This is a genomic window from Dietzia maris (genome assembly GCF_014144855.1).
GTDB classification, from domain to species: domain Bacteria; phylum Actinomycetota; class Actinomycetes; order Mycobacteriales; family Mycobacteriaceae; genus Dietzia; species Dietzia kunjamensis.
On record NZ_JAALDN010000195.1, the window covers coordinates 1 to 9,433 of the forward strand.

Sequence of the window (9,433 nt, forward strand, 5' to 3'; positions counted from 1 at the left end):
CGGACCCGCTCGACGGCCGCCCGCCACTCGTCGATGGTGGCGGCGGCGGCGGAGTCTGCGCGGGCGGGGTCCGTGCCAGCCGGGTCCGTGCCGGCAGGGTCCGTATCGGAGCCCGCGTCCCCGCCGACACCGAGCAGACGGAGCAGCTCTACGAGCGTCGCCTCGCTCGCGCGGGTCGGCACGTGCTGGCCCGAGAACCAGCCCGAGGCGGTCCCGAGGGTCAGGGAGGGGACCAGCCGCACGACGTCGCGGACCGAGAGTCCGGCCGTCACCCGGAGAGCGGTGAGCGCGGTGCCGAGCTCCTCACGAGTCTGAATCTGAGAAGGAGCTGATCGTCCAACTGTGCCCTCGACGGGCTCGCGGGGGGTGTGCACGGTCACATCGTACGGCCGAGCGGCCGGCGTACGGAAGGGATTCGGAGGCCATGTGCTGGGGTTTCATACGATCGTAGGACGCATCCGTACGGACTTGTACTGACAATTCGGGGGAAGTTCACGCCGTGACCGGCCGTCGCCAGAATGAATCGGAACTCATCGAACGAGAGGGCGCCATGACCGCCACGATTCCTTTCCGCCCCGCCGCGGCCCGTCCGGACCTCAGTGACCGGGAGGTCGAGGTCCTCATCGCCTGGCTCGCCTCGGACAGCAAGCGCGAGGTCACCGAGCGGCTGTTCCTGGCCGACTCCACCGTCAGCACCTACATCCAGCGGGTGCGCTCCAAGTACGACGCCGTCGGCCGGCCCGCGCGGACCAAGGTCCGGTTGCTGCTGCGAGCGGTGGAGGACGGCTACGTCAGACTCGACGACCTGTGAGGGGGTGGCGCGCCCGTGCGACGGCGCTGCCGCCGCCGACGGGGATTTCGTCTGCCGAGGTCACCGGGGTAGCCTTGAGCGGTTGCTGACGCAACGACCCTCCTGCCACGGAGACACCGTGGCCGAATCTGTAGTCCACAGGAGGTGATGAGGTCCCATGCGTCAATACGAAGTGATGGTCATCCTCGATCCGAGTCTCGACGAGCGCACCGTGGCGCCGTCGCTGGACACGTTCCTCAACGTGATCCGGCAAGAGGGCGGATCGGTCGACAAGGTCGATGTCTGGGGGAAGCGCCGCTTCGCCTACGAGATCAACAAGCAGACCGAGGGCATCTACGCCGTCGCGCAGATCAAGTCCGAGCCGGACGCGGTCAAGGAGCTGGATCGTCAGCTCGGTCTGAACGAGAACGTTCTCCGCACCAAGGTGCTCCGCGCCGACAAGTGACCCGGAGTGTCCGACCGCACCGGTAATCTGGGCGCGGTCGGTCGGCCTTCGATCACCATCCACCTCAGGCTGTAATACGCCGGCTTCAACACGGAGGACAAGCGCATGGCACAGGGCGACACCCCTATCACAGTGGTCGGGAACATCGTCGCGGACCCCGAGCTGCGGTTCACGCCGTCGGGTGCCGCGGTGGCGAACTTCCGGATCGCCTCCACGCCACGTCGCTTCAATTCGCAGACCAACCAGTGGGAGGACGGCGAAGGCCTGTTCCTCACCTGCAACGTCTGGCGGCAGGCGGCGGAGAACGTCGCCGAGTCGCTCCAGAAGGGCATGCGCGTCATCGTCAACGGTCGGCTGCGCCAGCGGTCGTATGAAACCCGTGAGGGCGAGAAGCGCACCGTCTACGAGGTGGAGGTCGACGAGGTCGGCCCGTCGCTCAAGTACGCCACCGCCAAGGTGACCCGCACCAACCGTGAAGGCGGCGGGGGCGGCGGCCAGCAGGGCGGCGGTTTCCAGGGTGGCGGCCAGCAGGGCGGCGGCTTCCAGGGTGGCGGTCAGCCGCAGGGCGGTTACGGCGGCGGCCAGGGCCGTGGTCAGCAGAACGACGACCCGTGGGGCAGCGCCCCGCAGGCCGGCGGTTCCGGTGGCTTCGGTGGCATGGACGACGAGCCCCCGTTCTAGAGCGCGTCGAATTCCCCGGGGCGCCACCCGCGTCCCACCCCATAAGCATGAGACATGACCTCGCGACATCCCGGCCCAGGTCGGGTCCGTCGGAGGAAAGAAAGGTAGACGGATCATGAAGCTGATCCTCACCGCCGACGTCGACAAGCTCGGTGCGCCGGGCGACATCGTCGAGGTCAAGGGCGGATACGGTCGTAACTTCCTGCTCCCGCGCGGGCTGGCCATCGTGGCCACCCGTGGCGCCGAGCGCCAGGTCGACTCCATCAAGCGGGCCCAGGAGGCTCGTGAGGTGCGCGACTCGGACCACGCCAACGAGCTCAAGCAGAAGCTCGAGTCGCTGGCCGACGTCAAGGTCGCGGTCAAGACCTCGGACACCGGCAAGCTGTTCGGCTCGGTCACCGCGGGCGATGTCGCCTCTGCCATCAAGGCCGCGGGCGGACCGACTCTCGACAAGCGTGCCGTCGAGATGCCCAAGGAGCACATCAAGTCGACCGGCGCCCACAGCGTCGTCGTCGACCTGGGTCACGACACCACCGCGCGCGTCGCGGTCGAGGTCGTCCCCGCCTGATTCACCGCGAAGGGCCCCGATCGTCACAGTGACGGTCGGGGCCCTCGCTTTTGTGGACGGCCTGTGGATAACTAGTTGTAATGACTAGGGCCCGGACGGTTCTCGGATCAGTGCCGTTCATCTTTCGTTATCCATTGTGTCCCTGTTTGTGACGTGGTAAGCGCCGTTCTCCACCGGCGCCGCGACCTGCGACGATGATGGTGACCTGCGGTTTTGCTGAAAGTGGCCAGCGGTTTCCACCGGTTGTCCACAGTGATACGCCCATCGGCCCTGCGTAACCCACATCCATTCACAGTTGTCCACAGGTGCTCTCTCGCAAATGTGGACAAACCTGTGGATAACCGGGTGGGCGGGGCGTCGGGCGTGTCGGTCCGGTGACCTACAGTGGAGGGGTCGCTCGGCGCCTGTTCAGGGTCGGTGCCCGTTCGGGTCGGTGCCTGATCGGGGTCGGTGGCGGTACGAGTTCTACAGCGGAGAGGAGCGGTCATGGCGCAGGGGGGATTCAGCGGTCCCGGCGAGATGCCGCCTCCGCCGGATGAAGGTGGCGGCGGGGAGTTCGGCCGCACCCCGCCGCAGGACCTCACCGCCGAGCAGTCCGTGCTCGGCGGGATGCTGTTGAGCAAGGACGCCATCGCGGACGTGGTGGAGGAGATCCAGCCGGGCGACTTCTACAAGCCCGCGCACCAGGCGATCTACGACGTCATCCTCGACCTGTACGCACGCGGTGAGCCGGCAGACGCCGTCACCGTGGCCGCCGAGCTCGACCGCCGGGGCGACCTCCGCCGTGCCGGCGGTGCCCCTTACCTGCACACGCTCATCTCCACCGTCCCCACCGCGGCCAACGCCGGGTACTACGCGCAGATCGTCGCGGAGAAGGCGGTGCTGCGTCGCCTGGTCGACGCCGGCACCCGGATCGTGCAGTTCGGCTACTCGGGGTCCGAGGGCGCGGACGTCGCCGAAGTGGTGGACCGCGCCCAGGCGGAGATCTTCGAGGTCACCGAGCGGCGCACCACCGAGGACTTCGTGATCATCGAGGAGCTGCTGCAGCCCACGATGGACGAGATCGACGCGATCCACACCGCTGGTGGGCTCGCCCAGGGTGTGCCCACCGGATTCGCCGACCTGGACGCCGTGACCAACGGTCTGCACGGTGGCCAGATGATCATCATCGCCGCCCGCCCCGGCGTGGGTAAGGCGCTGGCCCTCGACACCGTCCTGCCCACGCCCGACGGGCAGACCACCATGGGCGAGGTCGCCGTGGGGGACCGGGTGCTGGATGCCGACGGGCAGCCCACCGAGGTTGTCGCCGTGACCGAGGTGTGGCAGGACCGCCCGTGCTTCACAGTGCGGTTCAACGACGGCACCGAGCTGGTCGCCGACGCCGAGCACGAGTGGCGTATCGAGATGGGCGGCACCGAGCAGGTCGTCACCACCAAGTCACTCGACACCCTCATGTTGGTCTGCGACTTCGGCATCGTCGTCCCCGAGAATCCCGGTTCCGGCCGGGCGGCCCGGCTCATCACCGACGTGCGCAGTGCGGAGAGCGTCCCGGTCAGGTGCATCGAGGTCGCCGCCGCCGATCACCTGTATCTGGTCGGGCCCACCGCGATCCCCACGCACAACTCGACCATCGGCCTGGACATCATGCGGTCCTGCTCCATCAAGCACGGGCTCTCCTCGGTGGTGTTCTCGCTGGAGATGAGCCGTACCGAGATCGTCATGCGCCTCATGAGCGCCGAGGCGCGCGTGAAGTTGTCCGATATGAAGTCCGGCAAGATGAGCGATGAGGACTGGACCCGGATGGCCCGGCGCATGGGCGAGATCTCCGAGGCGCCGCTCTTCATCGATGACTCGCCCAACATGACGATGATGGAGATCCGCGCCAAGGCCCGCCGGCTCAAGCAGAAGCACGACCTGCGGCTGATCGTGGTGGACTACCTGCAGCTGATGTCGTCGGGCAAGAAGGTCGAGTCCCGTCAGCAGGAGGTCTCCGAGTTCTCTCGTCAGCTCAAGCTGTTGGCCAAGGAGATCGACGTCCCATTGATCGCGATCTCCCAGCTGAACCGTGGCCCCGAGCAGCGAACCGACAAGCGTCCCCAGGTGTCCGACCTGCGTGAGTCCGGCTCACTGGAGCAGGACGCCGACATCGTCATGCTGCTGCACCGCCCGGACGCCTCCGAGCGCGACGACCCTCGGGCCGGCGAGGCGGACCTGATCCTGGGCAAGCACCGCGGTGGTCCCACGTCCACGATCACGGTGGCGCATCAGCTCCATTACTCGCGTTTCGTGGACATGGCGCGGGGGCTGTAGCTCTCGTCGTCGGTTGTGGAAACAGGTTGTCAGCCCGACGCTACGGTGTCAGTGAATTGCCGCTGGGCGTTCAGCGCACGGTTGGCGAGATCCATCGTCGGTGCGGTCGCTCTGGGCCAGGGGGCCCGGTCCGTATCCGGGGGCGAGCCTCGGTGGACAGTAAGGTGCGCTGCACATGGTGATGGGACCTACGCACGCGATGAGCGGCGCCGGCGCGGGGTTGGCTATCGGGGCCTTCCTCCCAGTCGAATGGGGTGGGGCCACCTCACCCACGGAGGTGCTCGTGTTTGCGGGTGTCACCGCCGGAGCGGCGCTTCTCCCGGATCTCGACACACCGCAGAGCACGCTGGCCCGCAGCTTCGGGCTGGCCTCGAGGGCCCTCGCCCACATCACGGAGCGGGTCTCGAAGACTATCTACGACGTGACGATGACGCGCAAGGACGCCCGGATCAGCAACGGGCACCGCACCGCGACCCACACGTTGTGGTTCGCACTTCTTGCGGGCGCCGGCACGGCCGCCCTCGTCTCGGCGTTCGGTAAGAACGGCGCTATCGGGGTGCTGTTCTTCATGCTTGGCCTGGCCATACGCGGCCTGGCACCGAACTGGGCCAAGAAGCAGGATTGGATCTACGTCACCGGGCTCTCGTTGGCCCTTGCAGTAGCGGTGTGGTTTGCGCTGCCGGCTTCGGTCGGCAGCGCCGCGCTCGGCGCAGCGGTCACTGCCGGTGTCGCGATGCACCTCCTCGGCGACGTGATCACCAAGCGGGGCGTGCCTCTACTCGGCGGCGTCGTCAGTATCGGAGGCGAGCGATGGTGGAACTTCCGCCTACCGGGACCACTGCGAATCCGTGCGGGCGCCGGCATGGACAGAATGTTGGCCGCTGCCTGTACCGGCGTCACAGTTGTTTTGGCCTACTGCGTGGTGCGGGCGCCACACCTGATCGGCGCACCCTGGGTGGCCGGCACCTTCCACTGAGACGGGGTCCGGTAGCGAACAAGCGGCGTCGTCCACGAGTCCTTCTCTTGCAAGACCCGTCGCGGCGGCGTGCCGATTTCGCAGACGGTGGAACCAAGGCGTGCGCTCACCCGGACGCTAGTTGTGCGCCCATCGCTGTGATCAGTTCGTTCCAGGCCGTGTCGAACTTGGCGACGCCCTCGCGCTCAAGCTGAGCGAAGACGTCACTCATGTCGATCCCGACCTCACCGAGCGCCTCGAACAGCGCTGCAGGCTCGGCAAACCTTGTGGTGCTCGATTCCGAAGAAATGACTCCGTGGACGGCGAACGACTCGATGGTCGCCGCCGGCATCGTGTTGACCGTCGCCGGTGCGACCAACTCACTGACATAGAGGGTGTCGTTGTACCGCGTGTCCTTCACGCCGGTGGACGCCCACAGCGGCCGCTGCGGTCGGGCGCCGCGGCCGGCCAGGCTCCGGAACCGGTCGGAGCTCTCGAAGTGCTGCTGATACTCGGCGTAGGCCAGCCAGGCATTGGCCAGCGCGGCCTGGCCCTTCAGGGCCAGCGCGGCCGGTGTGCCGATGGCCTCGAGTCTGGCATCGACCTCGGTATCGACCCGCGAGACGAAGAACGACGCCACGGAGTGGATGGACGACAGGTCGTGGCCGGCCAGGGCGGCGGCGTCCAGACCGTCCAGGTAGGACTGAACGACCTGTGTGTAGCGCTCGACGGAGAAGATCAGTGTGACGTTCACGCTGATGCCTTCGGCCAGCACCCGACTGATCGCCTCCAGCCCGGCCGCGGTGGCCGGAATCTTGATCAGCAGGTTGGGTCGGTTCACGATCTGCCACAGCTCCTTTGCCTGTGCCACCGTGGCCTCGGCATCGTGAGCCAGTCGCGGATCGACCTCGATCGATATTCGCCCGTCTACTGTCCCGGTTCGCTCGTACACCGGCGCCAGGATGTCGCAGGCGGCACGGACATCGTCGGTGGTGACGGCCTGGATCACGGCGTCCACCTCATGACCTCGGCCTCGGAGGTGGCTGACCTGCTGGTCGTACGCCGTCCCGCTCGTCAGCGCGGCGTGGAAGATCGCCGGGTTCGTCGTCACCCCGACCACAGACCGGGTCTCCACCAGTTCCGCGAGGCGTCCGGAGGAGATGAGGTCCCGGGACAGGTCGTCGAGCCAGACCGACACCCCGGCTCGGGACAGCTCGGCAAGTTGCGCATTCTGGGACATCGTTTGTGCTCCTGATCGAACTGACAGTTGGTGATGCGGCTGGGGGAGGGCGGTGGTCAGCCCCAGCGGGATTGGCCCCCGTCGAGCGGGATGGTCGCTCCGCTCAGGTACGAGGCCTCCGCCGAGCAGAGCCAGGCGACCGGGCGGCCGATGTCGGTCACCGGGTCACCCACGCGGCCGGCGGGGATGGCGGAGAGGAACTCGGCGGCTTCCTCGGGGTTGTTTTCCATCCACCAGTCCAGCCCGGGACTGTGGGCATGCGGAGCGACGTTGAGAGCGCGGATTCCGTCGCCGGCCCATTCGTACGTGGCGGCCCGTGTGAGGGCGCGCATGCTCTCCTTCACGGCTCCGTAGATGCCGTAGTTGGAGGGATCCCACCGGACGGCTGCCGAGGTCACCAGGTTGATGATCACCCCACCGCCCCTCTGCGCCATGAGTGGGCGGGTCAGCTTCATCAGCGTGAGCGACACGCGGGGGCCGGACTCGAAGGCCTTGCGAAAACCGTCGTCGGGGTAGTCGGACAGTGGCAGGGGCCGGGCCATGTTCGCGTTGTTGACGAGGATGTCGACCCCTCCGAAATGCGTGACAGCTGCGTCCACGATCGCCTCGGGTGCGCCCTCCGCGGTGATGTTGACCGGCAGGCATTCGGCCGCACCGCCGATCGCGCGAATCTCCTCGGCGACCTTCTCGAGCTTCTCCACCGTCCGCCCGACCAGCAGGACCGAGGCGCCTGACTCGGCCAAGCCGAGCGAGATCCCGCGGCCCACGCCCTGCCCGCCACCGGTGACGATCGCGGTCTTTCCGGCCAGGCGGTTCGCGCGATCCGTGCCGGGTGTGGCCGTGATCTCGGGACGGGTTCCGGTCATATGATCCTCCGATGTGGGTGCGGGGCGAGGCGGGACAAGCGCTGACCTCGCCGCTGTAGTCAAGTGTGTACAGCCTGACTGTAGTCAACTGTGTACAGTTGGCGAAACCGGCAGGATCAATACCCGCTGGGGTATAGTGCGCCGTGGGCTGACCACACAGCGGACTCAGTCATGAAAGGGGAGCATGCCCACCGAACGCGCACCCGTACTCGGTCTCAAGGCCAACGCCGCCCAGTTCACGCTGCTGGTGGCGATCAATGCGCTGGTCGGCGGCATGGTGGGACAGCAGCAGACCGTGCTGCCCCTGCTGGCGACGGACGTCTTCGGCCTGACCGGCTACACCTTCATCTTCACCTACGTCGCGGCCTTCGGTGTCACCAAGGCGATCGCGAACTACTTCGCCGGGACATTCTCGGATCGATACGGACGCAAACCCGTCCTGTTGGTCGGGTGGCTCTTCGCCATCCCGGTCCCGCTCATGCTCATCTGGGCGCCCGATTGGGGCTGGGTGGTGGCCGCGAACATCCTGCTGGGCATCAACCAGGGCCTGACCTGGTCCACGACCGTGGTCATGAAGATCGACCTCGTCGGGCCGCGACAGCGTGGTCTGGCGATGGGGCTCAACGAGGCGGCAGGATACGGCGCGGTCGCGGTGACCTCGCTGCTCGCCGGCTACCTGGCCGGGCAGTACGGTCTGCGACCGGCGCCGTTCCTGATCGGAGTGGCCTATACGGCCCTGGCCCTTGTGCTGTCCGGGATCTTCGTCCGCGAGACCCGCGATCACGCCCTGGTGGACGCGGGGCGGCACACCGCCCGCCCCGACGGACTGCACGACCATCTCCACGCCGACATGACGGACCGCGAGATCGCGATCCAGACCAGCTTCTAGGAACCGGCTCTGTCCTCGGCCAGCCAGGCCGGGCTCGTCAACAACCTCAACTTCGGGCTGTCCTGGGGACTGTTCCCCCTGTTGTTCGCCACCGCGGGTCTGTCCGTGGGGCAGATCGGGCTCCTGTTCGCGCTCTACCCCGCCGTCTGGGGCGTGGGACAGCTGTTCACCGGCGCGCTCTCGGACCGGATCGGCCGCAAGCACCTGATCTCGGTGGGAATGGCCACCCAGGCGGTCGCCCTGGTCGTCATCGCGCTCGGCAGTGGATTCAGCACGTGGGCGGTCGGGACCGTGATCCTGGGAGCCGGGACCGCGATGGTCTATCCCACGCTGTTGGCGACGATCGGCGACGTGGCCCACCCCGTCTGGCGGGGACGAGCCGTGGGGGTCTACCGCGTGTGGCGCGACCTGGGATACGCGGTCGGCGCGGTGTTCGGGGGGATCGTCGCCGACGCCATGGGAATGCACGCCGCGGTGTGGGCCGCCGCCGCGGTCAGCGCCGTGTCGGCGGCCGCCGTGGCGATCCGCATGTACGAGACCGTCACACCAGGCCCAGCTCACGTGCCCGCGCCACCGCCGCGGTCCGCGAGGTGACGCCGAGCTTGTCGAAGACGTGGACGAGGTGGGTCTTGACCGTCGCCTCCGACACGTGCAGCGACGCGGCGGCC

The 9,433-nt window shown here is 67.6% G+C and carries 10 protein-coding genes and 1 pseudogene; 7 read left to right on the forward strand and 4 right to left on the reverse strand.

Features of this window, described 5'->3' with window-relative positions:
* The coding region (locus G6024_RS07040) for a hypothetical protein (RefSeq protein WP_159148362.1) at positions 1–272 on the reverse strand (272 nt) is incomplete at its 3' end.
* A gap of 278 nt (positions 273–550) precedes the next feature.
* Here G6024_RS07040 and G6024_RS07045 point away from each other — a divergent pair.
* The 6 genes from G6024_RS07045 to G6024_RS07070 all read left to right on the forward strand — a co-directional run bounded on the left by G6024_RS07045 (position 551) and on the right by G6024_RS07070 (position 5,791).
* On the forward strand, positions 551–811 hold the full coding sequence (locus G6024_RS07045; RefSeq protein WP_067720216.1) for a LuxR C-terminal-related transcriptional regulator: 261 nt from the start codon (positions 551–553) through the stop codon (positions 809–811).
* 157 nt (positions 812–968) lie between these two features.
* Complete coding sequence (rpsF, locus tag G6024_RS07050; RefSeq protein ID WP_067720016.1) at positions 969–1,256, forward strand: 30S ribosomal protein S6; 288 nt, start codon at positions 969–971, stop codon at positions 1,254–1,256.
* 105 nt (positions 1,257–1,361) lie between these two features.
* On the forward strand, positions 1,362–1,937 hold the full coding sequence (locus tag G6024_RS07055) for a single-stranded DNA-binding protein (protein ID WP_067720013.1): 576 nt from the start codon (positions 1,362–1,364) through the stop codon (positions 1,935–1,937).
* Between the two features lie 115 nt (positions 1,938–2,052).
* Positions 2,053–2,505: a 50S ribosomal protein L9 gene (gene rplI, locus G6024_RS07060; RefSeq protein WP_067720010.1), complete on the forward strand. Its 453-nt coding sequence runs from the start codon at positions 2,053–2,055 to the stop codon at positions 2,503–2,505.
* A gap of 486 nt (positions 2,506–2,991) precedes the next feature.
* Complete coding sequence (dnaB, locus tag G6024_RS07065; RefSeq protein WP_159148363.1) at positions 2,992–4,815, forward strand: replicative DNA helicase; 1,824 nt, start codon at positions 2,992–2,994, stop codon at positions 4,813–4,815.
* Positions 4,816–4,990: 175 nt separating this feature from the next.
* The gene (locus tag G6024_RS07070) at positions 4,991–5,791 is read left to right on the forward strand and encodes a metal-dependent hydrolase (protein WP_159148364.1); all 801 of its coding nucleotides are present in this window, start codon (positions 4,991–4,993) and stop codon (positions 5,789–5,791) included.
* Between the two features lie 106 nt (positions 5,792–5,897).
* On the opposite strand, the gene tal is transcribed toward G6024_RS07070, so the two are convergent.
* Positions 5,898–7,010, reverse strand: a complete 1,113-nt coding sequence (tal, locus tag G6024_RS07075) for a transaldolase (protein WP_159148365.1) — start codon at positions 7,008–7,010, stop codon at positions 5,898–5,900.
* A gap of 56 nt (positions 7,011–7,066) precedes the next feature.
* Positions 7,067–7,876, reverse strand: coding sequence for an SDR family NAD(P)-dependent oxidoreductase (locus G6024_RS07080; protein WP_159148366.1), 810 nt, complete (start codon positions 7,874–7,876; stop codon positions 7,067–7,069).
* 184 nt (positions 7,877–8,060) lie between these two features.
* Here G6024_RS07080 and G6024_RS07085 point away from each other — a divergent pair.
* Positions 8,061–9,359: pseudogene (locus G6024_RS07085) on the forward strand (MFS transporter).
* On the opposite strand, the gene G6024_RS07090 reads toward G6024_RS07085, so the two are convergent.
* The coding region (locus tag G6024_RS07090; protein ID WP_235027795.1) for a response regulator transcription factor at positions 9,307–9,433 on the reverse strand (127 nt) is incomplete at its 5' end. The pseudogene G6024_RS07085 and the gene G6024_RS07090 overlap by 53 nt on opposite strands.